The 26,178-nt window shown below is 70.3% G+C and carries 16 protein-coding genes; 8 read left to right on the top strand and 8 right to left on the bottom strand.

Annotation, left to right across the window (positions count from 1 at the left end; all coding sequences use genetic code 11):
* Window position 1 precedes the first annotated feature (1 nt).
* The 4 genes from OH768_RS06525 to OH768_RS06540 form a co-directional block, all read right to left on the bottom strand.
* Complete coding sequence (locus OH768_RS06525) at window positions 2-991, bottom strand: LacI family DNA-binding transcriptional regulator (protein WP_406450958.1); 990 nt, start codon at window positions 989-991, stop codon at window positions 2-4.
* Between the two features lie 135 nt (window positions 992-1,126).
* Window positions 1,127-2,422 carry an ABC transporter substrate-binding protein gene (locus OH768_RS06530; RefSeq protein ID WP_406450960.1) on the bottom strand — a complete coding sequence of 432 codons (1,296 nt, stop codon included), beginning with the start codon at window positions 2,420-2,422 and terminating at the stop codon, window positions 1,127-1,129.
* A gap of 55 nt (window positions 2,423-2,477) precedes the next feature.
* Window positions 2,478-3,389, bottom strand: a complete 912-nt coding sequence (locus OH768_RS06535; RefSeq protein WP_406450962.1) for a carbohydrate ABC transporter permease — start codon at window positions 3,387-3,389, stop codon at window positions 2,478-2,480.
* On the bottom strand, window positions 3,373-4,380 hold the full coding sequence (locus tag OH768_RS06540; RefSeq protein ID WP_406450964.1) for a carbohydrate ABC transporter permease: 1,008 nt from the start codon (window positions 4,378-4,380) through the stop codon (window positions 3,373-3,375). Before OH768_RS06540 ends, OH768_RS06535 begins: the two co-directional genes overlap by 17 nt.
* Window positions 4,381-4,564: 184 nt before the next feature.
* Here OH768_RS06540 and OH768_RS06545 point away from each other — a divergent pair, with 184 nt between their 5' ends.
* Window positions 4,565-5,914 carry a glycoside hydrolase family 125 protein gene (locus OH768_RS06545; protein ID WP_406450966.1) on the top strand — a complete coding sequence of 450 codons (1,350 nt, stop codon included), beginning with the start codon at window positions 4,565-4,567 and terminating at the stop codon, window positions 5,912-5,914.
* A gap of 22 nt (window positions 5,915-5,936) precedes the next feature.
* On the opposite strand, the gene OH768_RS06550 is transcribed toward OH768_RS06545, so the two are convergent.
* Both OH768_RS06550 and OH768_RS06555 read right to left on the bottom strand, forming a co-directional pair.
* Window positions 5,937-6,476, bottom strand: a complete 540-nt coding sequence (locus OH768_RS06550) for a GNAT family N-acetyltransferase (RefSeq protein ID WP_406450968.1) — start codon at window positions 6,474-6,476, stop codon at window positions 5,937-5,939.
* A gap of 134 nt (window positions 6,477-6,610) precedes the next feature.
* Window positions 6,611-8,251 (bottom strand): glycosyl hydrolase family 28 protein, encoded by a 1,641-nt coding sequence (locus OH768_RS06555; RefSeq protein WP_406450970.1) that lies wholly within the window; start codon window positions 8,249-8,251, stop codon window positions 6,611-6,613.
* A gap of 289 nt (window positions 8,252-8,540) precedes the next feature.
* On the opposite strand from OH768_RS06555, the gene OH768_RS06560 reads away from it, so the two are divergent.
* From OH768_RS06560 to OH768_RS06585, 6 genes are all read left to right on the top strand, one after another.
* Window positions 8,541-10,076 (top strand): acyl-CoA carboxylase subunit beta, encoded by a 1,536-nt coding sequence (locus tag OH768_RS06560; RefSeq protein ID WP_406450972.1) that lies wholly within the window; start codon window positions 8,541-8,543, stop codon window positions 10,074-10,076.
* Between the two features lie 93 nt (window positions 10,077-10,169).
* A complete protein-coding gene (locus OH768_RS06565) occupies window positions 10,170-11,912 on the top strand; it encodes a fatty acyl-AMP ligase (RefSeq protein ID WP_406450974.1) in 1,743 nt (580 codons plus the stop codon).
* Window positions 11,909-16,003 (top strand): beta-ketoacyl synthase N-terminal-like domain-containing protein, encoded by a 4,095-nt coding sequence (locus OH768_RS06570; protein ID WP_406450976.1) that lies wholly within the window; start codon window positions 11,909-11,911, stop codon window positions 16,001-16,003. Before OH768_RS06565 ends, OH768_RS06570 begins: the two co-directional genes overlap by 4 nt.
* Window positions 16,004-16,182: 179 nt before the next feature.
* Window positions 16,183-17,106, top strand: a complete 924-nt coding sequence (locus tag OH768_RS06575) for an alpha/beta hydrolase (protein ID WP_406465168.1) — start codon at window positions 16,183-16,185, stop codon at window positions 17,104-17,106.
* Window positions 17,107-17,228: 122 nt separating this feature from the next.
* Window positions 17,229-18,482 (top strand): PucR family transcriptional regulator, encoded by a 1,254-nt coding sequence (locus OH768_RS06580; protein WP_406450978.1) that lies wholly within the window; start codon window positions 17,229-17,231, stop codon window positions 18,480-18,482.
* Window positions 18,483-18,577: 95 nt separating this feature from the next.
* The gene (locus OH768_RS06585) at window positions 18,578-19,219 is read left to right on the top strand and encodes a cutinase family protein (protein WP_406450980.1); all 642 of its coding nucleotides are present in this window, start codon (window positions 18,578-18,580) and stop codon (window positions 19,217-19,219) included.
* A 53-nt stretch (window positions 19,220-19,272) separates the two neighbouring features.
* Here OH768_RS06585 and OH768_RS06590 read toward each other — a convergent pair whose 3' ends face one another.
* Together OH768_RS06590 and OH768_RS06595 are read right to left on the bottom strand one after the other, a co-directional pair.
* On the bottom strand, window positions 19,273-21,006 hold the full coding sequence (locus OH768_RS06590) for a hypothetical protein (RefSeq protein ID WP_406450982.1): 1,734 nt from the start codon (window positions 21,004-21,006) through the stop codon (window positions 19,273-19,275).
* Window positions 21,007-21,136: 130 nt separating this feature from the next.
* On the bottom strand, window positions 21,137-21,571 hold the full coding sequence (locus OH768_RS06595) for an OsmC family protein (protein WP_406450984.1): 435 nt from the start codon (window positions 21,569-21,571) through the stop codon (window positions 21,137-21,139).
* Between the two features lie 288 nt (window positions 21,572-21,859).
* On the opposite strand from OH768_RS06595, the gene OH768_RS06600 reads away from it, so the two are divergent.
* Entirely contained in the window at window positions 21,860-26,131 is a 4,272-nt protein-coding gene (locus OH768_RS06600; protein ID WP_406450986.1) for a discoidin domain-containing protein, read from the top strand.
* The last annotated feature ends 47 nt before the right edge of the window (window positions 26,132-26,178 follow it).

The following is a 26,178-nucleotide window of genomic DNA, read 5'->3' on the forward strand; positions in this document are numbered from 1 at the left end:
TTCAGGGATGCCCGATCTCCCCCGTACCGCGTGCGATCAGTTGCACCGGGAGGACGGTACGGCGGGAGGGGGCGTCGTCACCGTTGATACGGTCGAGGAGCAAGTTGGCCGCGTGGCGGCCGAGTTCCTCGGTGTCGGAGGTGACGACGGTGACCGGGGTGGGGAGCATGTCGGCCAGTTTGAAGTCGTCGAAGCCGACGATCGCGACGGAGGTCTTGAGCTCACGGCAGGCGCGCAGGACGCCCTCGGTGAGGAAGCCGGTGGTGGAGAAGACGGCGGTGGGCGGGTTCGCGGAGGTGAGCAGGGTGCGGGTGGCGGCCTCGGCTTCCTCGGTGGTGCCTGCGCGCAGGGTGACGACCAGGTCGTTGTCGGGCTCGATGCCGCTGCGGCGCAGCGCCTTGCGGTAGCCGCGCAGCCGACGGCCGGTGCTGTAGTAGGAGGGCGCGACGAGGATCGCGATCCGGTGGTGGCCCTGGTCGACGAGGTGCTGGGTGGCCTTGCGTCCGCCCTCCTCGTTGTCGACGAGGACGACATCGGCCTCGGCGCCGGTGGCCGGGCGGTCGACGAAGACGATGGGCACGTGGTCGTGGCCGTTGATCTCGTTGAGGAAGGCGTGGTCGCCCTGGTCGGGGACGATGATGAGCCCGGCGACCCGGCGTCCGATCAGCTCACCGACGGCCCGGCGTTCCACCTCCGGGTCCTCGTCGGCGGTGCTCAACAGGACCGCATAGCCTGCCTCGTTGGCGACCTCGACGGCGGCCTTGGCGAGGGAGGCGTAGAACGGGTTGGTGAGGTCGCCGAGCAGCAGGCCGATGGTCATCGAGTTCTGGCCGGGGCGCAGGGAGCGCGCGATCTCGTTGCGCTGGTAGCCGATGGCGGTGATCGCCGCGTTCACGCGCTCGGCCGTCTCCTCGCGGACCGTGCCGATGCCGTTGACGACGCGGGAGACGGTGACGACGGCGACTCCGGCCCGCTCCGCGACGTCGCGCATGGTGGGCCTGGTGTTCTGGCTGTGCGGGGGACGACTTCTCACGTGAGTTGAAGACCAACCTTCCATCGCGTGCCTTGGGGCCGGGACCGCTCCCAGGATACGATTCGGGTCCCGGCCCGCCGCTCGGCCAGGGGCCTAACCGTTGCTCTTGATCACATCGTTGATCTTGCCGGTCATCGTCTGGAGGTCGGACAGCGGCTTCTTGCCGTTGAGGATGTCCGGCCAGTAGGCGGTGATCAAGTCATTCGACTGGCTGGCCCACTGGGTGGTGAAGCGGACACCGATGGTGGTCGGGGTGTTCAGGCCCGCCTTGACGGTGGACGCGACGGTCGTCAGACCGGCCTTGTCGAGGGCGCCGAAGTAGGCATTCTGCGCCGAGAGATAGGCCGGGGCCGCGACCGGGGAGTCGGGCAGCACCTTGGTCCACACGGTGGAGTCGAGGTACTTGAGGACCTTGAAGGTGGCGTCCGCGTTCTGGGTGTACGACGGGGTGCAGATGCCCACCGCGTCGTAGAGGGTGGCCGCCTTGGTCTGCTGGGGCAGCGGCGCGAAGCCGTATTTGATCTTCGGCTTGTCGGTGAGGAAGCCGGCCGCCAGCCACTGGCCGCTCCACAGCATGGGGATCTGTCCGGCGGCGAACAGCGCCTGCTGGTTGCTGATGTCGTATCCGGGCGGTGCGACGGCCCCGCTCTTGATCCCCGCCACGACCTTGCTGACGCCGTCGGTGTACGTCGTGTCGATGGTCGTCTTCGTGGGGTGGTGGACGTCGTCGGCGAACGGCGCGCCGCCCGCCGACAGCGCGTACGTGCTGAGCGAGAACGGGCCGTCCGTGGATGTCAACGCATCCGCTACGAGGCCGTACTTGGCGCCCTTCGCGTGCAGTTTCGCGGCGTCGGCGAACATCTGGTCCCAGGTCCAGCCGGCCGCGGGCACGGTGAGGCCGGCGGCCTTGAAGGCGTCGACGTCGTACCAGATGCCGTAGGTGTTCAGCAGGGACGGAACGCCGCCGATCTTGCCGTCGGCGGTCTTCCAGTTCTTCATGGTGGAGGAGACGAAGCTGCTCGCGCCGAAGTCGGTGGAGCCGGAGAGCCGGGAGGCCCAGTCGGTGAGCAGGCCCTGGCTGGTGTACTGCTGCTCGGTGTCGTTGCCGCACCAGAACAGGTCGGGGAGCTTCTTGGCCTGGGTGAGTGCGGCGAGCTTGTCGCTGTAGTTGCCGTTGGGGGTGTCGACGCGCTTGACCGTGATGTTCGGGTCGTGGAAACCGGTCAGGGCCTGGTCGATGGCCTTGTTGGTGGTGGCGGACTCCCAGGTCATGAGGGTCACCGTCACCTTGCCGTCCGACTGCTTCCCGGACGAGCCTCCGCAGGCCGCCGTCGCGAGCAGTCCCCCCGCCGTCAACAACGCTCCGCCGAGACGGATCAATCGTTTCATCATGCCCTCCTGGTACCTGGCCGGTACACGGCTCGTGAGTGGGTCGAGGTGCGGATCAGCGCTGGTTGACGGTGCCCAGGGCGCTCAGGCCCTGGATGAAGTAGCGCTGGGCGACGAAGAACACGGCCAGTGGGGGGAGCATGTAGAGCAGGTTGGTGGCCATGTAGAGGTTCCAGTCCGGGGTCTGGCCGGCGAACTGGGTGACGAAGGAGGCCATGCCGACGCTCAGCGGCCACTTCTGGGACGAGTACAGGTAGATCAGCGGGTTGAGGTAGTCGTTCCATGACATCTGGAAGGCCAGGATTGACATCGTTATCCAGGCGGGTTTCGTGATCGGCAGCATCACGCTGAAGAAGATCCGGATGTGCCCCGCGCCGTCGACCTTGGCCGCCTCGTCGATGGAGTGCGGGATCGACAGGAAGTACTGGCGGGCCAGGAAGATGAAGAGCGGGTTGCCGCCGAGGAATGCCGGGACGATCAGTGGCAGCCAGGTGTCGTACCAGCCGATGTCCTTGAACAGCTGGAACAGCGGGATGATGCCGATCACCGGGGGTAGCAGCATGCTGCCGACGAAGACGTAGAACCACACCTTGCGGCCGGGGAAGCGCAGCCGGGCCAGGGCGTAGCCCGCCATCATCGAGGTCATCACGCCGCCGATCACCGAAAGACCGGTGATGACAACGGAGTTGAGCAGCAGGCGCGGGAAGTGGATGACCTTCGGCCCGTCGATGAAGTTCTTGAAGTGGAACTCGTGGGGCAGGAGCCGGGGCGGAACCTCGAAGACCGCCGAGGGGCCTTTCAGCGCGACGGTGAGCATCCAGAGGATGGGCACGATCATCACCGAGCTGATCAGCAGCGCGGTGGCGTACCAGGATGCCGTGCGTACGGCCCGGCCGCGCGGCTTGGCCGGGGCGGCCGGCTTCGGCGCCGTCGTCGGCGCCCTCGTGACGTCAGGAGACGTGGTCACTGTAGGTCCAAATCGACGAGAAGCGGGCGGTCGCGGCGATCACGACGACGATGACGAGGAAGAGCACCCACACCTGGGCGGAGGCATAGCCGAACTGGGAGACCTGGCCGAGCTTGGGGAAGCCGTTGTTGTAGATCGACAGCATCAGGGTCCTGGTGCTGAACCCTGGCCCGCCCTGGTTGTCCGGCGAGAGGATCTTCGGCTGGTTGAACGCCTGGAGGGCCGTCACCATCTGCATGACCACCTGCAGCAGCATGATCGGGCTGATCAGCGGCAGGGTGATGCGGAAGAACACCGTGCGGGGGCCGGCGCCGTCGAGCCTGGCCGCCTCGTACAGCTCGGTGGGGACCGCCTGGAGCGCGGCGAGGAAGATGATCATCGTGGAGCCGACGCTCCACAGCATGACGATCACGATCGAGGGCATCGCCGAGCTGTCCCCGGACAGCCACTCGCTGGTGGGCAGGTGGAGCCAGTTCAACACCTGGTTGGCCAGGCCGACCTGGGGATTGAACACGAACTTCCAGAGCGTGATCGTGGCCACCACGGGCAGAACGACCGGCAGATAGCACAGGGTGCGCAGCAGGCTGACGCCCCGCATCCGCTGGTTGCAGAACACCGCCAGGGCCAGCCCGATGGCCAGCGACAGCGGCACGTACAGGACGACGAGCAGCAGGGTGGCGCGCACCGAGGGCCAGAAGGACGGGTCGGTGGTGAACATCCGGCGGAAGTTGTCGAGGCCGATGAACTTGGGGTCCGACAGGCCGTTGTAGCTGGTCAGCGCGAAGTAGGCGGAGCGGAACAGCGGGTAGACGACGAACGCCGTGAAGCCGGTGAGCGCCGGGGCGAGGAAGACGTACGCGGCCAGGGTGTCCGAGGAGCGCCTGCGCCGCCGTCGCCAGGGGCGTCCGAAGCGCCCCCGGCTCCCCCGGTCCGGCGGTCGGTCAACGGGTGGTGCGGTGGTTCTCGTCTCTTGGTGCGGAGCGGCTGTCACACGCGCTCACCTTCTTCCTCCGAGGAGTTGGCGAAGACCCGGACCGGGGCCGACCCGACCGTCTGGTGGTCGCCGACCGCCGCAAGGTAACGTTTCCATTCCCTGGCGATCACACCGTGGCGCACGCCACATGAGGGAGTCAAGAGGCGCGATGGTAACGTTTCCCGGGTCAACATCCGGAACAGTGTGGGCAGTTCCGGAGTCGCTGAGCACGCTCGGGCGACGGCTGGCCGACGAGCTGCGGGGCGGTCCGGCGGCAGACATCGTCGAGCGGTGTCTGACCAACACCTGGACCACGTCGATGAGTTGGGGCACTGGGTCGGCGTACGGCCCGGAGGTGTTCGTCAAGACCGGTGACATCCCGGCGATGTGGCTGCGGGACAGTACGGCACAGGTACGCCCCTACCTCGCGGTGGCCACGGACCCGGAGGTCGGCGACGTGCTGACCGCCGTCTCGCGCCGGCAGATCCGCTGCGTACTGCTGGACCCGTACGCCAACGCCTTCAACGACGGCCCCACCGGCGCGCACGGCGAACCCTGCGACCAGCCCACGCCGGGCGACTGGATCTGGGAGCGCAAGTACGAACTCGACTCGCTCTGCGCGCCGTTGCAGCTGGCGTACGCGATCCGCCGGGCGACCGGCCGGGAGGACCATCTCGACGAGGCGTTCCACCGAGCGGCCTGGACGATCGTGCGGCTGTGGCGGGCGGAGCAGTCCCACGGCCGCGATTCGCCCTACCGGTTCCGCCGCCCGTCCGGTCCGTTCGCCGGTGACAGTCTGCCCCTCAACGGCCGTGGCGCGCCGGTGGGTTGGACCGGCATGACCTGGTCGGGCTTCCGGCCGAGCGACGACGCGTGCGTCCACGGCTGTCTGGTACCGGCCAACGCGCTGGCGTCGGCGAGCCTGCACGGGCTGGCGGAGCTGGCCGCGGCGGTTCTCGACGACACCGAACTCGCCCATGAGTCATGGCGGTTGGCGGACGAGATCGACGCCGGGATCCTGGCGCACGCGGTGACCGAGGTCGACGGCGCCGCCGTCCTCGCGTACGAGGTGGACGGCCTCGGGGGCGCACTGCTCTGCGACGACGCGAACCTGCCGAGCCTGCTGAGTCTCCCTTTGAGTGGCTGGTGCACACCCGGGGACCCGCTCTACCGGGCCACCCGGCGCTTCGCACTCTCCGAGGCCAACCCCTCGTACTTCAGCGGCGGTTACGCCTCCGGGATCGGCAGTTCGCACACGCCTGACCACCACGTCTGGCCGCTGGCGATCGCCACCGCCGGTCTGACGGGCGACGCGGGCGAGGCGGCTCGGGCCCTGGAGATCCTGGCGGCCACCACCGCCGGTACCGGCCTGATGCACGAGAGCTTCCATGTCGACGCGCCGGGCCGGTTCACCCGGGAGTGGTTCGGCTGGGCGAATGCGATGTTCTGCGAGCTTGCGCTTGAGGTGTGCGGGGAGGGGGTGCGGCATTTGTTTCCGGTGCATCCTCGGACTCTGCCTGCGGCACCGGGGGTGGGTGGTGGGGTGGTGTGAGCGGGGGTCGGACGTCCTGGGCTCAGGCGGACGGCGAGACCGGGGACCGTAGGCCGAGCCACTGCTCGGCGTCCCAGGCCTCGAACCGCTCCACCTCGGTGAACCCCAGCCTTGCCGCGAGGCGCATCGAACCGGCGTTGGCGGACTGGGCGGTCAGCACCACCGGCTCGCCGGGAAGGACGCCGTCGAACCAGTCGAGTGCCGCCGCGCACGCCTCGGCGGCGTACCCGAATCCCCACGCTCGCGGCAGGAACAGGTAGCCGAGATCGACTTTCCCCTCGGCGGCCGGGCGACGGTGCTCCGGCGCTCTCCTGAGCAGGATCTGGCCGATCATCGCCCCGTCGGACTCAACGACGAAACTCCCGGGCCACCGCTCGGGCACCCCGGGCAGCTCGCGCTCAAGCTCGTCACGCGGCCGGGGGCCGCCGAGGTAGGTGTGCACCTCTGCCGACGCCAGCAGCTCGATGAACACCGCATGGTCCCGGGCCTCGGGCTCACGGAGCACGAGCCTTTCGGTCCTGATCGGCTCGGGTGGCCAGGCGATGGGCCCCAGGTCGGACATAACCGCAGGCTAACAGCCCGAGAGGCGTTGGACATGGGTGTCCTACCGGCTGCCGCCCGGCCTGCGCGGCACGCCGGGCGGCAGCCGAGCCGCCCACCACGGGAGGCCGACCGCCGCGCCGTCGTCGTCCGAGCTCAGGGGGTGATGGTGAGGCTGCCGTAGTCCGACAGGTTGGTGAGGTTCATCTGGCTCAGGGTGGTCGCACCGGTCGTGCTGCCAGGCATCACGATGTGGCTCAGGGTGATGCCTGAAATGGGCGCGCCCGGGAGGCCGTTGATGCGGGCGGCGGTGACGCCCGCGTTGCGGACCCGGACGTTGGAGATCGTGACGCCGGTGACCGGGCCGATGCCCGCCGTGCTGCCGGTCATCATGGCGAGCCAGGTCCGGTTGCCGTCGTTGCTGAAGCTGAGCCGTTCGATGTCGATGTCGTCGAACTTGAGGTTGGTCGCAGCCGCCGTGCCGTACTTGTGGTGGACGCCGATGCCCACGGCCGCGTCGTAGACGACGACGTGCTGGAAGGTGACCTTGTTCTGTGATTCGTAGACGCCCTGGCCGACCTTCACGCCGTAGCAATAGGTCCAGGAGACAAGGTCGTTGAAGGTGACGTTGTCCAGCGGGCGGGCGGTGCCGGGGACCGACTTGTAGATGTCGGCGACGTCGGGCCAGGTCTTGGTGCTGAACGGGTCGTCGAGGCCGATGCCGATGGCGTGGTCGACGGTGACGTTCGTGGACTCCATGACGTCGATGCCGTCGTTCTCGCCCATGTCGAACCTGTTGAACAGCTTGATGTTCCGGAAGGCCAGGTCCGAGGAGCGCAGCGGGATGACCGCCCAGCTGCTGGACTCCCGGAAGGTGATGCCGTCGACGGTGAAGCCGCTCGTGTAGATCGGGGCGAGGAGGTTCACGCCGAGGTTGGAGGGCGCGAGCGCGGCCTGGCCGTTGCCGTCGATGATGCCGCGGCCGTAGATCTTGATGTTCGTCGAGGAGTACCGGGTGGAGATGAACCAGGTGAGGTCACGACCCTGCGAGGTCTTGTGTCCGGTCACCACATAGTGGGCGGCGTCGCCCGTGTAACGGAGGACCGCGCCGGGGGCGAGGTAGAACGCGAGGTTGCTGCGCAGGTAGAGGTTGCCGAGGGTGTAGACGCCGGCGGGGACGTACACGATGCCCTGGGTGCCGTTCGCGGAGCCGTACGCGGCGGCGTCGTTGAGGGCGTTCTGGAAGGCCGTCGTGGTGTAGGCGCCGGTGTTCGGCTGGGCCGAGTAGGGCGCGCTCTGCACGTTGAAGACGCCGGTGCCGCTGGTCGCCGGGCGGTTGGTCTCGGCCGGGTCGGCGGCGATGACCAGGTTGGGGCGGCCGTCGAGCTTGACGATCAGGTACTCGTCGTTCTGGACGGTGAAGGTCAGGGTCGGCCCGCTGACGGTTCCGGTGATGCCGAGCTTCTGCGGGCTGATGCTGTACGAGCCGATGTCCGTGTTGTTGAGCTTAGTCACCGTGATGGTGGCGGTGCCCGTCCCGAGGGCGAGTTGCGCGATGTCGTAGCCGGTGTACTTGGTGACGGGTACGGAGGTTCCGTTGACGGTCAGCCTGTAGTCGGTGGACGCCGGGTAGATGGACGGGACCGGGTACGCCGACACTGTGCCCGCCGCGGCCTGTGCGGACTGCGGGGCACCGAAGAGTGCCGCCAGGCCGAGCAGGAGCGCGGTCAACACGAGGGCCAGCGGGCGCAGTACGCGGTTCTGGGTTCCGTCGGCCGCGGTCAGCGGCCATCTCATCGACGATCTCATCCGGGGTCCTCCTGTAGTCACATCGGTGGGGGCACGTAAGACGGGATGGAAACGTTGCCAGTGACATGACCACACTAATGGTCTGGACCGCCGTCGCCTATGTGCTGTGCCGGACCGCTGTCACTCCCTTGTCACCTCAGGACGAACCTCCGTCGCGCGGGACTCAACTCCCGCAAACAGAACGGCGATCCCGCGGCCCGCTCCCGAATCGCTGCCATATTCGAGAACCACTTCGGAGGTGGCTGTGACGCTAGAGGCGACAACATCCCTGACGGCAGTGACACCCGCGGCGGACCGCACCGCCGGACGCATCGCCGACCTGGAAGAGCGGCGGGCACGGGCGGTGGTCACGGGCGCGCCGAGAAGACACGGGGCGCTCGGTGCGCGGGAGCGGATCGAACGGCTCCTGGACGGCGGCTCGTTCACGGAGACCGGTGTGTTCGTGCGGGCGAGAGCCGTGGGGGACGGCGCCCAACGCCCGTACGGCGACGGGGTGGTCACCGGGTACGGCACGGTCGACGGACGGCCGGTCTGTGTGTTCGCGCAGGACTCCACGGTCTTCGGCGGCAGCATGGGCGAGGCCTTCGGCGAGAAGACCGTGGCTCTCATGGACCTCGCCCTGAAGACCGGCTGCCCGGTCGTCGGCCTCAACGACTCCGGCGGCGCCCGCATCCAGGAGGGCGTCAACTCCCTCGCGCTGTATGCCGAGTTGGTGCGGCGCAATGTGAGGGCGTCCGGGGTGATACCGCAGATCTCCGTCGTCCTGGGCCCGTGCGCGGGCGGCGCAGCCTACTCCCCCGCGATCACCGACTTCACCGTGATGGTGGACGGTGCCTCGCACATGTTCGTCACCGGCCCCGACGTCATCGAAGCGGTGACCGGTGAACGCACCACCGCCGAGGAGCTGGGCGGCGCCCGCACCAGCAACTCCCTGAACGGCAACGCCCACTTCCTGGCCGCCGACGAGGAGGACGCGCTCGACACCGTACGCGACCTGCTGTCGTACCTTCCGGCCAACAACCTTGAACGGCCACCGGAGTTCACGCCCGGTTCGGTGGCCGACGGTGCCCCGCTCGACGCGATCGTGCCCGACCGGCTCGGCCACGCCTACGACATGCGGGAGATCCTGCGCGCGGTCGTCGACGACGGTGAACTCCTTTACGTCCAGGAGCTGTTCGCGCCGAACATCATCTGCGCGCTGACCCGGGTCGAGGGAGCGAGTGTCGGGGTCGTCGCCAACCAGCCGCTGCACTCGGCCGGGGTCCTCGACATCGACGCCTCCGAGAAGGCCGCGCGGTTCGTACGGTTCTGCGACGCGTTCGGCATTCCGCTGCTGACCTTCGCCGACGTCCCCGGCTACCTCTCCGGCGTCCACCAGGAGCGGGCCGGCATCATCCGGCGCGGCGCCAAACTCCTGTACGCATACGCCGAGGCGACCGTCCCCAAGGTCACCGTGGTGGTGCGCAAGGCGTACGGCGGCGGCTACGCGGTGATGGGTTCCAAGCATCTCGGCGCCGACCTCAACCTCGCGTGGCCGACCGCGCGGATCGCGGTCATGGGCGCGGAGGGCGCCGTGGGGGTGCTGCACCGGCGTGAACTCGCCGCGTCGGACGACCCCGAGGCGTTGCGGGCCGAGCTGGTCACCGCGTACGAGGCCACGCACGGGACGCCGTATCCCGCCGCCGAACGCGGGTACGTCGACGACGTGATCGCCCCGCGCGACACCCGCGCCCATGTCGGCCGCGCCCTGCGCGCACTGCGTGGCAAGCGCGCCCCGATGCCGGAGCGGCGGCACGGCAACATCCCGCTCTGACCGACCTGTTCACCCCGTTCCCCTTGTTCGCCCTCGCCAGCCGCCAGCCGCCAGCCGCCACCGCGATGTTCTGCGATGTGAGGAGCACGCCCGATGGACAGCCGCCGACCCCCGCTCGCGCCCGCGTACCGGACCCTCCCCGAGTACGTGCGGCACTGGGCCGAACTCACCCCGGACCGCCGGGCGTTCACCTTCGTCGAACACCCCGCGCCCGAATCCCGTGGTGTGCACCGCACTTTGACCTGGCAGCGGCTCGATCTGCGGGTACGCGCACTGGCCGCCCGGCTCACCGAACAGGCCGAACCCGGGGCGCGGGTCGCCCTGTTGTGCCCGCAGGGGACGGACTACATCACCGGGTTCCTGGCGGCGCTGACCGCCGGAATGGTCGCCGTACCGCTGTATCCGCCCGGTCTGCCGGGGCAGGGCGACCGGCTCGTCGGGGTGTTGGGCGACGCGCGCCCCTCGGTCGTGGTGACCACCGGCCGTGTCCTGGCCGAGGTGACGGACTTCTGCGAGCGCGCGGAGGTGCCGGTCCTCGCGGCGGACCGGGTGCCCGACACCGCCGCCCTCAACTGGTGTGCGCCGGAGCCTGATTCGGCGGCGACCGCCTATCTCCAGTACACCTCCGGGTCGACCCGGGCTCCGGCGGGCGTGGAGATCACCCATGCCAACGTCGTCGCCAACGCCCGCCAGGCGCTTGCCGCTTACGGCGCCGACGCGCATCCGGTGACCTGTGTGGGCTGGCTGCCGCTTTACCACGACATGGGGCTGGTGCTGAGCGTGGCGGCCCCCGTCGTACGCGGGGTGCCTTCGGTCCTCATGGACCCGGCCGCGTTCCTGCACGAACCGGCGCGCTGGCTGAGGCTGTTGGCCACGCATCCGCGCGCGCTGAGTGCCGCGCCGAACTTCGCCTACGACTACTGCGCCTCCACCGTCACCGAGGCGCAGAAGGAGGGGCTGCGGCTGGACGGGGTCGCCGCGCTGATCAACGGCAGCGAGCCCGTTCGGCCCGGCACCGCCGACCGTTTCCACGCCGCGTTCGCCGCCCAGGGGTTGGCGGCGGAGGCGCATTGTCCGTCGTACGGGCTCGCCGAGGCGACCGTGTTCGTCAGCGCGGCCCGGCCCGGCCGGCCACTCGGCCGGTTCGCCCTCGACCGGGACGCCCTCGCGGCCGGGAAGGCGCTGCCCGCGCGGCCCGAGGATCCGCGGGCGGTGCTGCTGGCGGCCTGCGGTACGCCAGTTGGGCAGCGCGTGCGCATCGTCGATCCGGTCGTCCACGCCGTGCTGGCCGAGGGGGAGGTCGGGGAGATCTGGGTGCAGGGTCCCAATGTGGGGCGCGGTTACTGGAACAACTCGGCGCAGACCGAGCGCGTCTTCGGCGCCACACTCGGCGAGGAGGCGCCGGGCAGTTGGCTGTGTACCGGCGACCTCGGGACCGTGCTGGAGGGGCAGTTGATCGTCACCGGCCGACTCAAGGACCTCATCGTCGTCGACGGCCGCAACCACTACCCGCAGGACGTGGAGGCCACCGCGCAGGACGCGCACGGGACCCTACGACGGGACCGGCTCGCCGCGTTCGGCGTGCCGGGTGGCGCGGGCGAGCGGGTGGTGGTCGTCGCCGAACACGCGCGCACCACCAGCCTCGCCGACCTCGACGTACCGGCCCTGACGCGTGCCGTGCGCGCGGCCGTCTCCGCGCGGCACGGGCTGCGGCTCGCCGATGTCGTCCTGGTCGCTCCCGGCACCGTGCCCCGCACCTCCAGCGGCAAGGTGTCACGGGCCCTGACCCGCGCCCGGTATCTGGAGGGCGACTACGCGACGGAGACCACGGGATGACGGCCGCCGACGAGAACGCGCTACGTCGCCGGATCGTGGAGCGGGTGGCCGAGTGGCACGGCACGCCGGTGCGTGACGTGGCGATGGACCGGCCGCTGGCCGAACTCGGTATGTCCTCGCGGGACGCGGTCGTGCTGGCGGGCGAGTTGTCGCTGCTGACGGGGCACGAACTGCCGGCGACGCTGCTGTGGGAGGCGCCGACCGTGGACGCGCTGGTGGCACGGGTGTGCGGTACCGGCCTCCGGCCCGACTCCGACCCGCGTCACCTCCCCGCGCCGGATGTGCTGGCAGCGCCCGGCGAGCCCGTCGCGGTGATCGGGGTCGGCTGCCGGCTGCCGGGCGGGGTGCGCGGCCCCGACGGCTACTGGCAGTTGCTGATCGACGGCGTCGACGCGATCAGGCGTGTCCCCGAGGACAGATGGGGCGACTTCACGCCGTTCCCACCCGCCGAAGCACCCGTGTACGGCGGCTACTTGGACGACATCGCCGGGTTCGACGCCGACTTCTTCCGGATCACACCGCGCGAGGCCGCGGTGATGGACCCCCAGCAGCGGATCCTCCTGGAGGTCGTCCGCGAGACGCTCGACCACGCCGCCGTCCCGGCCACGGCCCTCGCGGGCACGGCCACCGGCATCTACGTCGGCGTCTCGGCCCCGGAGTACGGCCGCCTCACCGGCGCCGACGCGCACACCGTCGACCCCTGGGCCCCGGCGGGCGCGGCACTCAGTGTGACGGCGGGCCGACTGGCGTACGTCCTGGACACCCACGGTCCCAACATGGCTGTGGACACGGCCTGTTCGTCCTCCCTGGTCGCGCTGCACCAGGCCTGCGTGAGCCTGCGCGGCGGCGAGACCGACACGGCGATCGCCGCCGGGGTCAACGTCCTGCTCTCCCCCGTTGTCGGTGTCGCCTTCGCCCGGGCGGGGGCACTCGCGCCGGACGGCCGCTGCAAGCCGTTCGCCACCACGGCCGACGGCATCGGGCGCGGTGAGGGTTGCGCGGCGGTGCTGCTGAAACGGCTGTCCGACGCCGAGCGCGACGGTGACCGCGTCCTCGCGGTGATCCGCGCCACCGCGGTCAACTCCGACGGCCGCTCGGGCGGCCTGCTGGCCCCCAACCCGGCCGCGCAGCAAGCCCTGTTGGCCACGGCGTACGGGCGGGCCGGACTCGCCCCGGCCCACGTGGACTATGTGGAGGCGCACGGGACCGGTACCCCGCTGGGCGACCCGATCGAGGCGGGCGCGCTCGGCGCGGTACTGGGCGCGGGCCGTGACCGCGAACAGCCCTTGCTGCTGGGCTCGGTGAAGGGCAACCTCGGGCACCTGGAATGCGCGGCCGGTCTCGCCGGCCTGGTGAAGACGGTCCTCGCCCTCCACCACGACCTCGTCCCGCCGTCGCTGCACGGCACGTCGCTTCCCGACACACGGCTGCGTCTGGTCACCGAGCCCGAACCCTGGCCCCGCTACGGCGGTACGGCCACGGCAGGTGTCTCGGGCTTCGGCTTCGGTGGCACCAACGCCCATGCGGTACTGGAGGAATGGCGGCCTGCCATACCTCCGTCCGGGAGGTCGGGGGCGACGGAGGCCGACAAGTCCGGCGCCAGGGCGGCCGAGAAGCCCAGAGCCACGGCGGTGGAGGAATCGACCGCCCGCCTGCATCTCCTCTCCGACATCGACACCGAGCGGGTCCGCGACACCGCGGCCCGGCTCGCCGCGTGGCTGCGCACGCCCGTGGGGAGCGCGGCCCGCCCCGCCGATGTGGCACGCACGCTCGCGGGACGTACCGGGCGCGGGCCGGTACGTGCCGCAGTCGTCGCCCACGACGGGCGCGAACTGGCCGACGTACTGGGCGCGTTGGGGCAGGGCGGCCGGGACCCGCGGGTGATCACCGGCGACCGTGATCGGGTGGGGCGCGGTCCGGTGTGGGTGTTCTCCGGATACGGCAGCCAGTGGACCGGCATGGGACGCCAACTCCTCGTGGAGGAACCGGCCTTCGCCGCCGCCGTGGAGAAACTCGACGCACAGCTCGCCGACGTCTTCGGCTTCTCGCTCCGCGCACACCTGGCCTCCGCCGGACCTCTCGACCGGCTCGACGTGTCCCAACCAGTGCTCTTCGGCACACAGTTGGCGCTCGCCGAGCTGTGGCGGTCCTACGGCGTCGAACCCGCCGCCGTGATCGGTCACTCCCTGGGCGAGGTGGCCGCCGCCGTGTGCGCGGACGCGCTGGACGTGGTGGACGCGGCGCGGGTCGTCGCCGTGCGGGCCCGGTTGCTCGGTGGGCTCCGCGGGGGCGCGATGGCCGTCGTGGACCTGGAGGACGGTGAACTGCCCGACCTGGACCGGGAGTTCCCGGGTGTCCAGGTCGCCGTGCACTCCTCGCCCCGGCAGAAGGTCGTCACCGGTGACGAGGCGGCGGTCGCCCGATTGGTGCGCCGGCTGGAGGAGCGAGGGCGTGCCGCCCGGGCCATGCGGGTCGTCGGCGCCGGGCACTCGCCCCAGGTGGACCCGCTGTTGCCTGAGCTGGTCGAGGCCCTCGCGGACCTCCGGGGCCGGTCACCGCGGGTCCCCGTCTACTCCACCGTCCTCGACGACCCGCGCGGTGTCTGCGAGTTCGGCGCCGACCACTGGGCGGCCAACCTGCGCCGGCCGGTGCGGCTGGACCGGGCCCTCGCGGCGGCTGCGGCGGACGGTCGTACCGCCTTCGTCGAGATCTCGCCGCATCCGGTCCTGGCCCGGTCCATCACCGACACCGTGCCCGGCGCTCTCACCGTGAGTACTCTGCGGCGCGACGCGGCCGGATCCGCCGCGTTCCTCGGGGAGTTGGGTGCCTTGTACGCGGCGGGGCTGTCCCTGCCGGTACCGGCCGGTCGGGTCGTCGACCTTCCGCTGCCGCGCTGGCGGCACGTCCGGTACTGGTGGACGGACGGGCGGGGGCACGTCACGGCGGAGCGGTGGGCGGGGACTGCCGTCGCGGCCGTCGTCCCGGAGCCCGCCGTTGCGCCAGAACTCGCCGCTGTTGTGGAACCCGCGCCTGCTTCCGTGGTCGCCCGTCTGAGTCACCACATCGCCGCCGTCACCGGCCATTCCCCGGCCCGCGTCTCCCCCACCACGGCGTTGGCCGACCTCGGCCTGGATTCCCTGATGGCCGTCCGGATCCGTACCGCACTGGACCGCGAGTTCGGGATCGAGCTGCGTCTGCACGACCTGTTCGACGCCACGACGGTCGATGAAGTCGCCGCCCGGATACGGCAGTTGACCGACGACCCGACCCCTCTCCGCACGTTGCGCGGAGGCGGCACGCAGGCCCCGCTCTTCCTCTTCCATGCCGCCGGCGGTACCACCGACGTCTACCGCGCGCTCGCCCAACACCTGGGCGACGACCGGCCGGTGCACGGTCTCGACCGGATCGAGGACGCCCGTACGGTGTCGGAGAAGGCGCGGCGCTACGCCGAGGAGATCACCGCCGTGCACCCCGACGGGCCGTGTGCGCTGGGCGGTTGGTCCTTCGGCGGGTTCGTCGCCCAGGAGACGGCACGCCGGCTCGCCGCCGCCGGGCGGGACGTCGAACTCGTCGCGCTCATCGACTCCGTACGTCCCCTCCCCCAGCCCGGCCGCACCCCCGCCGACCGCGTCCGTGCCCACCTCACCGGCTTCGCCAGGCACGTCGCCGACGCGTACGGCGTCCAACTGCCGCTGCCGTACGACGAACTCGTGGCGATGGACGACGACCGCACACGCATCGACGCCGTGCTGCGCACCCTGCGCGGGGCCGTGCGGGTGCCGCCCGCCGCGCTGGAGCACCAGCGTGCCTCGTACCTGGATCTGAGGATCGGCGAGGCACACCGCCCGGGCCGGTACGAGGGCCCGGTGGTGCTGTACCGGGCCACGGAACCGGCGCCGCACACCGTGCGCGACCCGGCGTACGAACGGGACGACGACGCGCTCGGCTGGGACGAGCTGTGCCCGCGCCTGACGGTCGTACCGGTGTCGGGGCATCACCTGTCGCTGCTCGACCCGCCGCACGTCGACGAGATCGCCGCCCATCTGCGGCGGGTGCTGGCCTCGCCGGGCGGACCCACCGCACCGGCCTGAGGACCCGCCGACCCGACCGAGGAGCCGCCATGCCGCACCACCGCCCCACCGAACCGACCCCCGGCACCGCCGTATCGCGTCACCGCCCCGCCGGAGTGACCCCGGGCGCCGCCACATCGCACCACCACCCCACCGGGATCTCCCCGCGCGCCACCCTGCCGCAGCGCCCGTCCGGCGGGATGTCCCGGCGTGCCGCCGGGCGGGTCGCCGCGGCCACCGGGCTTGCCGTGCTGTTCGGTGCCACGGCCGCCGTGGGCCGTGCGCGGGCCGCGACGCAGGTCTCGGCGCGTACCTTCGACGTGTCCGTGTCCTCGGCCGCGCTGGGCCGCAGTGCGCCGGTGCGGCTGATCCTGCCGTCGGACTTCGCCGCGCAGCCCGGTCGGACGTATCCCGTGCTGTATCTGCTGCACGGGGCGCACGACGACTACACGTCCTGGACCCGGGAGACGGACATCGAGGCCTTCACCGAGGGACGGGATCTCATCGTCGCGATGCCGGACGCGGGTCCGACCGGCATCCCCAGCGTCTGGCGCGAGGGCCCCGACTACGAGACCTTCCAACTCCTGGAGGTTCCGGCGCTGTTGGCCCGCGACTACCGGGCGTCCAGTGTGCGGGCGGTCGCCGGGGTGTCCACCGGCGGCTACGGCGCGATGGCGCACGCGGCCCGCCACCCGGGCGCGTTCGCCGCCGCCGCGTCCTACAGCGGGATCCTCGACACCACGGCCCCCGGAGTGCCCTCGCTGGTGGACGCCATCGTGGCCCGCGAGAGCCTGGCGCCCCGCACGCTGTGGGGCAACCCTCTGCTGGATGGCCTCACTTGGCGGGCCTTCAATCCGCGCGCCCGGGCCGGCGGTCTGCGCGGCACACCGCTGTACGTGTCCAACGGCAGTGGTGTGGCCGGGGGTTCGGGCGACTGGCTGCCCGAGGCGCTGGAGAGTCTGCTGTGGCCGTCCGCGCACAGTTTCACCGGTGTTCTCGCGCTGCTCGGCATACCGGTCGCCACCCACTTCTATCCGGGCGGAGGGCACAGCTGGGCCTACTGGAAAGGGGAGTTCACCGCCTCGTGGCCGATGCTCGCCGCCGCGCTGGGGCTGCCGGAGTGATGTCGGTGCAGCCGGGGCACGGAACGGAGCGCAGGGGACGGCCGTCCAACACGGGACGTCCCCCTCGTCCCACGGGCAACGGTCCGTGGGCGAGCCGCCTCCGGGGGAAAGGAGTGTCCGTCGTGGCCGTCCCCACCCCGCGCGGAGTACCCGCCGATCCCGCCACCGCCCCGGTCCCGCCCGAGCTGGCCGAGCTGCTGCGCGCCCAACTGCCGCGCGTCGCCGACGAGGTGGAGGAGGAGGTCCGCAGACAGGTGCCCGAGTACGGGCTGCCGTCCGGTGCCGTCTACCGCGAGAATCTGCGGGCCGGTGTGGTGCAGGCACTCACCCTGTTCATCGACCACATCGCGGACCCGCGCGACCAGCGGGCCGCGATGGCCACGACGTACTACGAGATCGGGCGTGGTGTGGCGCTGGAGGGCCGCAGCCTGGACGCGGTGCAGTCCGCGTTACGGGTGGGCGGGCTGCACGCCTGGCGGCTGATGGGACGGACGGCGGAGGAACTCGGCCTGGACTCGCAAGTCGTGGCCGCGCTCGGCGAATTGGCGTTCCAGACCGTGCACGAGGTCGCCGAGGCGGCAGCCGCCGGTTACGCGGACGCGCGGTCCCACAGCGCGGACGAGCTGGAGCGGCGGCGCGGACGGCTGCTCGATCTGCTGCTGGGCGACGGGCCGGTGTCTCCGGAGGAGTTGCAGGACCTGGCACACGGCGCGCGGTGGCGGGTGCCGTCCCGGGTCGCCGTCATCGCGCTGGCGGGACCCGCGGACCCGCGTACGGAGGACCGGCCGCCGGCGATGCCCGGCGCGCTGGCCGACATGGAGTCACGGCCGCCGCGTGTGCTGGTACCGGACCCGGAGGGCTACGGCCGGTTCGGCGGGCGGTCGTTCGTCCTCGGCCTGGGCGGCCGTCCGGCGGCGATCGGTCCCACGGTCCCGGTGGCGGAGGCCGCGCGGTCGTTGCGCTGGGCCACGCGGGCGCTGGGGCTGATGGGACGCGGGGTGCTGCCCCGGCAGGGCGTGGTGCTGTGCGCGGACCATCTGTCGACGCTGCTGCTGCACAGCGACGAGCCGCTGCTCGCGCAGTTGGAGGCCCGGGTCCTGGCACCGCTCGACGCGGCTTCCGAGGGCCAACGCGCCCGGCTGGCCGAGACGTTGCTCGCCTGGCTGCTCAGCGGCAGCAACGTCCCGGACGTCGCCGCCCGGCTCCACATCCACCCGCAGACGGTCCGCTACCGCCTGCGCCAGCTGGAGAAGCTCTTCGGCGAGTCCCTGCACGACCCCGGCACCCGGCTGGACCTGATTCTCGCGCTGCGTTCGGCGTCGTCGCGGGAGAGCGAGCGCGACTCACGCGCCGACAAAAACAGGGACGGTTTCTGAATTCCCGTCCATAACACCCGGTGAAACAACGCGAATACCTTCGAGGTGTCCTTTCCACAGGCGCGTCGCACGCGCCCCACCCTCAAAGGATTCCCATGCGTATTCGCTTGTGCCTGGCCGCGCTCTCGCTGGTCGGCGGAGCCGGTCTCGCCACTCTCACCACGCCCACGGCGTCGGCCGCCACCTGTGCGGACCTCGACGTCGTGGCGGCTCGCGGCACCCTCGAGCCGGGGACTCTCGGTCTGATCGTCGGCGACCCGGTGTTCTCCGCGCTCCAGCAGAAAATCACCGGAAAGACCCTCTCCAGCTATGCGGTGAACTATCCCGCCGACCTTTCCCTGACGTCCGCCGCGACGGGAAACGCCGATTTGGTGAACCACGTCAACGCGCAGGCGGCGGCCTGTCCGAATCAGCGTTTCATTCTCGTCGGCTATTCGCAGGGCGCGAATGTCGTCGACAACTCCATGGGGATCAGCAGCGACGGCGCGGTGGTCGGCAGCCCGATCGTGGCGACGATCCCGGCGGCGGTCGAACCCAAGGTCGCCGCGGTGCTGCTGTTCGGCAACCCGATCCGCGCCCTCGGCAAGAGCGTCACGGGCACCTACCAGAGCCGCACCATCGACTTCTGCGCCACGGGTGACCCCATCTGCCAGAACGGCGGGACGGACGTGCTGGCGCACCTCGGCTACACCTCCGACGCCGGTGCGGCGGCGACGTTCGCGGCGGGCAAGGTCTGAGCCGTAACAGCACTGTGGGGCCCGGGAGTTGATCCTCCCGGGCCCCGGTCGGTCTACTTGGGTGACGCGGCGAACCCGGCGAGGCTGCTGGAAACGACTTCGGGCCGGCCGTTGTTCTGGACGGGCGCCGCCGTCAGGACGTCCAGGTGCTGGTATCCGGGGGCGATCACCGGATGCAGTTCGGCCGGGACGCGGCCCGCGAGGAGTCCGTCGCCGGCGAGCACGGTGAGCGTCGGGTCGGCCGTCAACCCGCCCGGGTGGACGACGAGTTGCTTGACCTGCGGGGAGGTGGCCAGCTCGATGTCGGTGACCAGCTTGGTCGGGAAGTACTGCTCGGTGAAGTCCAGCGGCTGCTCCCCCATGCTGCGGGCCAGCTCGTGGATGTCGGTGACCTCCTTGGAGGCGTTGGTGAAGGGGGTGCCGTCGGCCGACCGGTACCCGGGGTCGTCGGCGGCGCCGACCCGGTCGTAGTTGCGCCAGGTGTAGAGCGGCCCGTGCGGCTGCGCCGGAATCGCCTTGTACTCGACGCCGAACAGCTGCGACTGGTCCGAACTCCCGTTGGCTGCGGGGAAGTTCTTGTCGGTGAGCGGTCCGCCGTCGAAGAGGCCCACGCTGCTCTGCAGGAACGCCAGCGGTTCGGAGTTGTCGTCCATGAGCGCCCCGAGCACGGCGTCGTCGGTGAGCCGGAAGTCCTTCACGGCGGGTGAGCCGGTGAGGAAGGTGGCGGTGTCCTTGGAGAACAGGAACCGGTTCGTGGCCTCGATGTTGAGGTTTGAGGGCAGAGAGGCGGGCAGATCCGACTCGCCGTCCGGGTCGCGTACGGCGCCCAGGCCCGCGATGGCGAGCAGGGTCATGGTCTCGGGGTTGAGCAGCACCGGCGCGGACAGGGAGCGCGACAGCACCCCGCTGTCGAGCCCCGCCTGCACGACGGCGTAACCGAGCCCGATGTCGGGCAGGTTGGTGTCGTCCGGGATGCTGCCGCTCAGGTCCGCGAGCGAGGTGGAGATCGTGGTGTCGAGGGCGAAGTAGCCGGCGCACTGGTTCTGTCCGGCGTCGGCCATGGTGGCGGGGTTCCCGTCGAAGTCGGCCGCCGCGAAGTACCCGGTGATCACCCCGCCGAGCGAGTGCCCGCCGCACAGCACCTTGCTCTTGCGCACTCCCTGACCGGGCAACTCGGCGACGAGCAGGTCGTATTCGTCCCGCACGGTCTGCTCGATGCCGAGCTTGGCCATCCAGCCGAGCTGGTCGTTGCCGACGAACCCGGCGAAGGTCCGGCCGTCGACGACCTTGCCGCGGTAGTAGTAGTCGACGGCCGTGTGCTGGTCGCCGGAGGCGATTCCGGTGGGATCCTCAAGGCAGTTGGAGCGCCGGTCCAGGGCCCAGAACTCGAAGTGCCGTCCCTGCGCGGCGGCTTGGGCGACAGTGTCGCGGGCGACGCTGTCGAATGCTCCGGCCCCTTCGAGGATGCCGGGCTGGGCCACGAGGATCCGGTCGGCGTCGGCCGAGGCGCGTGGGCCGTCGGCGGAGCGGTAGCGCAGATACGACAGCCAGTCGCACGCCGCGGGGCGGGTACCGAACGACTGCGGTAACGGCACTTTCACCCGCACCACCGACTCGACCACACCGTCGGCGGGATGCGTCGACGCGACCGGGGTCTCGGTGCGCGCGCTCTCGCCCTGCGCCTGCGGGGCGGCGGCGGTGAGCGTGCCCGCGGTCAACAGCGCCGCGAGCGCGGCACCGTGCCATGTCCTTGCCCTTGTCCGTCCTGTGCTGCGACTCGTCTTCATGGCCGGACCGTAGGACGCTCGCACCCCGGGGATCAGGCAGTGCTCACAAGAACGCAGCGCCCGGCGAACCCCTTGTCACCGGCCCGCAGAGAAAGAGCAGGGACCGGTGAGGTCGGGCACCCCTTGCCCGTCAGGCGTCCTTGATCGTCGCGGTGACGGGCGTGCCGGTCTCCACCGTGCGGCTGACCGTGCACAGCCGGTCGTGGGAGACGGCGACCGCCCGGGGCAGGATGGCGCGGGCCCGGTCCCCGGCCTCGCCCTCCGGGAAGGTCACGGCGAAGGTGACCGCGAGGTCGGTCATCCGGTTGCCGAGGTCGTCGCTGACCTTGTTGCCGGTCACGGTGACGGTGAAGCCGTCCGGCTCCGCGTGCCGGGTGGTGGCCACGTCGACATCGGCCGCGGTGCAGCCCCCGATCGCTGCGAGCAGCAGCTCGACGGGGGTGAACTCGGTGCCGCCACCGTTCGCGGTGCCGAACTCGACGGTGCCGCCACGGGCGTTGGTGGCGGTGAACCGGCCGGGGCCGGTGCGGTCGACGGTGACGAGGCGCTGCGGGTTGTCGCTCATGGTGGCGATCCTCCCAGAGAAGCGGATCACCCGGCGGAGGACGTCGGGCCGTACCGGAGGCATACGACGGACACAGAACAGAACAACGCAAGATTCCGGTGTTCGACCTGTAGACCGACTCACTCGACTCTGCAATATTTCGATGAAACAACGCAAAATCCTGCCCCACACGGTCCTCGCGCAGAGCACCGCACCGATCGTCCCGCACCTTTCTGCACCACTCCGTCAGGAATGAGCCGCCCTCGCCGCCCCACCGGCGCGCGAGCCTCCGCAGGAAGCGACCCCCGCATGACTCGACACAAGCAGAGATCCCCCGGGCGGCGCGCAGCGACCGCCGCCCTCGCCGCCACCGTCATGGTTCTCGGCCTGCCCGCCGTCGCCGCGCACGCGGCCGGCGGCCCCAACGCCGCAGCCGACGCCAGGACTTCGGCGGGCAGCACCCGTGGAAAGCACACCGCCGCGAACATCACCGACGGCGACCTCGACACCTACTGGCAGGCCGGGAAGAAGTCGGCCCAGTGGGTGGAGACCGACCTCGGGAAGAGCAAGCGCGTCCGCCAGGTCGTGCTGCGGCTGCCGGAGGGCTGGGGGACCCGCAAGCAGACGTTCGCGCTCCAGGGCAGCGACGACGGCAAGAGCTTCGCCACCCTCAAGTCGTCGGCGCAGTACGTCTTCGGCCCCGCCAACGACAACACGGTGAAGGTCTCCATCCCCGCGACCCTCGCCCGGTACGTACGCGCCGACTTCAGCGCCAACTCGGTCGCCGGTACAGCCCAGTTGGGCGAGATGCAGGTCCTCACGACCGCCGCCTCGACCCCCAACCTCGCCCAGGGCAAGCCCTTCAGCGAGAGCGGGCACGCCGATGTCTACGGCGCGGCCAACGCCGGTGACGGCAACCGCGACACCTACTGGGAGAGCACCAACAACGCCTTCCCGCAGTGGCTCCAGGTCGACCTCGGCTCCTCGGTCAAGATCAACCAGGTGACGCTGCGGCTGCCCAGCGGCTGGCCGAGCCGCAGCCAGACCTTCAAGATCCAGGGCTCGACCGACAACCAGAACTTCACCGACCTGACGGCCTCGAAGGCGTACACCTTCGACAGTTCCGACGACCAGTCGACGACGATCAGTTTCGACACGACCACCACCCGGTACGTGCGCGCGCTGTTCACCGCCAACACGGGCTGGCCCGCCGGGCAGGCGTCCGAGCTGGAGGTCTACGGGCCGGTCACCGGCGACACCCAGGCGCCCACCGCCCCGACGAACCTGGCCTACACCGAACCCGCCACCGGGCAGATCAAGCTGACCTGGAGCGCGGCCACCGACGACACCGCCGTGACGGGCTACGACGTCTACGCCAACGGGCAGTTGAGGGCTAGCGTCGCCGGGAACGTCCTGACCTACACCGACACCCAGCCCGCCGGCAGCGACATCACGTACTTCGTGCGGGCCAAGGACGCGGCGGGCAACGTCTCCGCGAACAGCAACAGCGTGACCCGCAAGGGATCGAGCGGCGACACCCAGGCGCCCACCGCACCGGGCAACCTCGCCTACACGCAGTCGGGCAGCGACGTGAAGCTGACCTGGCAGGCGTCGAGCGACAACGTCCAGGTGACCGGCTACGACGTGTACGCCAACGACCAGTTGCTCAAGTCCGTTGCCGGTGACGCGACTTCGTACACCGACACCCCGTCGGCCACAGCCACGGTCACCTACTACGTGAAGGCCAAGGACGCCGCCGGGAACGTGTCGGTGGCGAGCAACAGCGTCACCCGGGCAGGCAACGGCGCCGGCTCCGACCTCGCACAGGGCAAGCCCATCGAGGCCTCCTCGTACACGTTCACGTATGTCGCGGCGAACGCCAACGACGGCCAGATCGCGACCTATTGGGAGAGCGGGGGCGGCGCCTATCCGGCCACCCTCACCACCAAGCTGGGTGCCAACGCCGACCTGAGTCAGGTCGTCGTCAAGCTCAACCCGGACGCCGCCTGGTCCACGCGCACGCAGAACATCCAGGTGCTCGGCCGCGACCAGGACGCGACCGCGTTCACGAGTCTCGTCACGGCGAAGGACTACACGTTCAACCCGGCCACCGGCAACACGGTGACCATCCCGGTCTCCGGCGCGGCGGCCGACATCCAGCTCAAGTTCGCCTCCAACACGGGCGCCCCGGGCGGGCAGGTCGCCGAGTTCCAGGTGATCGGCACCCCGGCCGCCAACCCGGACCTGAAGGTCACCGGCATCACCAACTCGCCTGCGGCGCCGGTCGAGTCGGACGCCATCAGCCTCTCCGCGACCGTCACCAACAGCGGCAGCAAGGCGTCCAAGGCCACCGACCTGAACTTCACGCTCGGCGGTACGAAGGTCGCCACGGCCGATGTCCCGGTCCTCGCGGCCGGCGCGTCGACGACGGTCACCGCGAGCATCGGCGCCCAGGACGCGGGCAGTTACCCGGTCGGCGCCGAGGTGGACCCGTCCAACAAGGTCATCGAGCAGAACGAGGGGAACAACACCTTCACCCGTTCCGACGCCCTCGTCGTCAAGCCGGTCTCCAGCTCCGACCTGGTCGCCGCACCGGTGGCCTGGACCCCGTCCAGCCCCTCGGCGGGCGACAACGTCGCGTTCAGCGTGGCGATCAAGAACCAGGGCACGACCGACTCGGCCTCCGGCACGCACGGCGTCACGCTGACGGTCCAGGACGCGAACGGCGCCACCGTCAAGACACTCACCGGCTCCTACAACGGCACCATCGCCTCCGGCCAGACCACCGCACCGATCAGCCTCGGCTCCTGGACGGCCGCCAACGGCAAGTACACCGTCAAGACGGTCATCGCCGACGACGCCAACGAACTCCCCGTCAAGCGGACCAACAACACCACCGCACAACCCCTGTTCGTCGGCCGCGGCGCCGACATGCCGTACGACATGTACGAGGCCGAGGACGGCACGGTCGGCGGTGGCGCCACGGTCGTCGGCCCCAACCGGACCATCGGCGACATCGCGGGCGAGGCGAGCGGCCGCAAGGCGGTGACCCTCAACTCGACCGGCCAGTACGTCGAGTGGACCACCCGAGCAGCGACCAACACCCTGGTCACCCGCTTCTCCATCCCGGACGGCACCGACACGACGCTCGACGTCTATGTGGACGGCCAGTTCCTCAAGGCGATCGACCTCACCTCCAAGTACGCCTGGCTGTACGGCAGCGAGACCGCGCCAGGCAACTCGCCGAGCGCCGGAACCCAGCGCCACATCTACGACGAGGCAAATCTCCTGCTGGGCAAGACAGTTCCGGCAGGCTCGAAGATCCGTCTCCAGAAGGACGCGGCCAACTCCTCCACCTACGCGATCGACTTCATCAACCTCGAACAGGCGACGGCGATCCCGAACCCCGACCCGGCCGCCTACACGGTCCCGGCCGGCTTCTCGCAGCAGGACGTGCAGAACGCGCTCGACAAGGTCCGCATGGACACCACGGGCAAGCTCGTCGGCGTCTATCTGCCCGCCGGTGACTACGAGACCTCCAGCAAGCTCCAGGTCTACGGCAAGGCGGTCAAGGTCGTCGGAGCCGGGCCGTGGTTCACCCGCTTCCACGCCCCCTCCTCGCAGGAGAACACCGACATCGGCATCCGGGCCGAAGCCACCGCCAACGGCTCGACGTTCTCCGGCTTCGCCTACTTCGGCAACTACACGTCCCGAATAGACGGTCCGGGCAAGGTGTTCGACTTCTCCAACGTCTCCAACATCACCATCGACAACATCTGGGTCGAGCACATGGTGTGCATGTACTGGGGCGCCAACACCGACAACATGACCATCGAGAACTCCCGCATCCGTGACACCTTCGCCGACGGCATCAACATGACGAACGGCTCCACGGACAACCACGTCGTCAACAACGACGCCCGCGCCACGGGCGACGACAGCTTCGCCCTCTTCTCCGCGATCGACGCGGGCGGCGCGGACGAGAAGAACAACCTCTACGAGAACCTGACGTCGACCCTCACCTGGCGTGCGGCCGGTATCGCCGTCTACGGCGGCTACAACAACACCTTCCGCAACATCCGGGTCGCCGACACCCTGGTCTACTCCGGCATCACGATCTCCTCGCTGGACTTCGGCTACCCGATGAACGGCTTCGGGACCGACCCGACGACGATCGAGAACGTCTCCCTGGACAGAACGGGCGGCCACTTCTGGGGCTCCCAGGTCTTCCCCGCCATCTGGGCGTTCTCGGCCTCGAAGGTCTTCCAGGGCATCCGGGTCAACGACGTCGACATCGACAACTCCACCTACGGAGGAGTGATGTTCCAGACCAACTACGTAGGCGGACAACCGCAGTTCCCGGTGAAGGACACCATCTTCACCGACATCTCCATCACCAACTCCAAGAAGAGCGGAGACGCGTTCGACGCGAAGTCCGGGTGGGGCATCTGGGCCAACGAGCTCCCCGAGCCTGGTCAGGGACCGGCCGTCGGTTCGGCCACCTTCGTCAACCTGCGGATGAGCGGCAACGCCCAGGACATCCGCAACACCACGTCCACCTTCACGATCAACGTCCAGTAGCTCCGGCCATCACCCCATGACGCGGGGCCGCCCTTCCTGACAAGGGC

The organism is Streptomyces sp. NBC_01622, from assembly GCF_045209635.1.
GTDB lineage: Bacteria > Actinomycetota > Actinomycetes > Streptomycetales > Streptomycetaceae > Streptomyces.

Bases quoted from the DNA above. Each gene is read 5' to 3' on its own strand.
- OH768_RS06595 (WP_406450984.1), bottom strand. From the start codon at position 21,571: ATGAGCGACAACCCGCAGCGCCTCGTCACCGTCGACCGCACCGGCCCC.
- OH768_RS06585 (WP_406450980.1), top strand. From the start codon at position 18,578: ATGCGTATTCGCTTGTGCCTGGCCGCGCTCTCGCTGGTCGGCGGAGCC.
- OH768_RS06530 (WP_406450960.1), bottom strand. From the start codon at position 2,422: ATGAAACGATTGATCCGTCTCGGCGGAGCGTTGTTGACGGCGGGGGGA.
- OH768_RS06565 (WP_406450974.1), top strand. From the start codon at position 10,170: ATGGACAGCCGCCGACCCCCGCTCGCGCCCGCGTACCGGACCCTCCCC.
- OH768_RS06570 (WP_406450976.1), top strand. From the start codon at position 11,909: ATGACGGCCGCCGACGAGAACGCGCTACGTCGCCGGATCGTGGAGCGG.
- OH768_RS06575 (WP_406465168.1), top strand. From the start codon at position 16,183: ATGTCCCGGCGTGCCGCCGGGCGGGTCGCCGCGGCCACCGGGCTTGCC.
- OH768_RS06600 (WP_406450986.1), top strand. From the start codon at position 21,860: ATGACTCGACACAAGCAGAGATCCCCCGGGCGGCGCGCAGCGACCGCC.
- OH768_RS06590 (WP_406450982.1), bottom strand. From the start codon at position 21,006: ATGAAGACGAGTCGCAGCACAGGACGGACAAGGGCAAGGACATGGCAC.
- OH768_RS06555 (WP_406450970.1), bottom strand. From the start codon at position 8,251: ATGAGATGGCCGCTGACCGCGGCCGACGGAACCCAGAACCGCGTACTG.
- OH768_RS06525 (WP_406450958.1), bottom strand. From the start codon at position 991: ATGCGCGACGTCGCGGAGCGGGCCGGAGTCGCCGTCGTCACCGTCTCC.
- OH768_RS06550 (WP_406450968.1), bottom strand. From the start codon at position 6,476: ATGTCCGACCTGGGGCCCATCGCCTGGCCACCCGAGCCGATCAGGACC.